The organism is Mesorhizobium sp. M7A.F.Ca.ET.027.03.2.1 (genome assembly GCF_003999175.1).
GTDB lineage: Bacteria > Pseudomonadota > Alphaproteobacteria > Rhizobiales > Rhizobiaceae > Mesorhizobium.
Map to the genome: position 1 here is coordinate 1 of NZ_RZOM01001741.1, position 655 is coordinate 655.

The window sequence follows — 655 nt, forward strand, 5'->3', positions numbered from 1 at the left end:
GCTGCGCGAACGCCGCGGCAATGACGAGCCCGCCTCTCAAGACAATGAACCAACGACTGAGCCCGCCTTGCGCCCCCTGGCGGAAGCGGCCGAATAAGATTGGAGACTGATCATGCGTAAATGGAAAATCGCGTTGGGAACGGCCGTCGCGCTGGGAGCGATCTCGGTGGCCAGCGTCCACCTGCTCGACATGGGCAACCTCAGCCTCAATGCCGGCACGGCCGCGGCGACGCCTGCTCCGGCGGCATTCGTCATGCCGGTGCCGGTGGTTAGTGTCGTCAAGAAGACGATCCCGATCTACCTGGACTATGCCGCGCGGACGGAACCGATCCGCAGCATCACCTTGCAGGCCAGGATTCCGGGCTATCTGCAGGAGCAGACCGCAGCCGACGGCGTCGACGTCCGGCAAGGCGACCTTCTCTACAAAATCTCGCCTGACGACTTCCAGGCGGCTCTCGACCAGGCCAAGGCGCAAGTGCAGCGCGATACGGCGACGCTCGACTATGCCCGCTCCAACCTCGGTCGCGGCACCGAGCTCGCCAAGAGCGGCTACCTCGCCAAGGACGGCTTCGACCAGCGCACCAGCACCTTGCGCGAGGCACAGGCGTCGCTGGCGGTCAACCAAGCGGCGGTCCGCACGGCAGAGCTCAATCTG

General features: G+C 65.3%; 1 protein-coding gene. It reads left to right on the forward strand.

Annotated elements, in window-relative coordinates; genetic code table 11:
• Positions 1-112 precede the first annotated feature (112 nt).
• Positions 113-655, forward strand: a 543-nt coding sequence (locus EN750_RS37765; protein WP_127399499.1) for a biotin/lipoyl-binding protein, incomplete at its 3' end; no start/stop codon positions are given.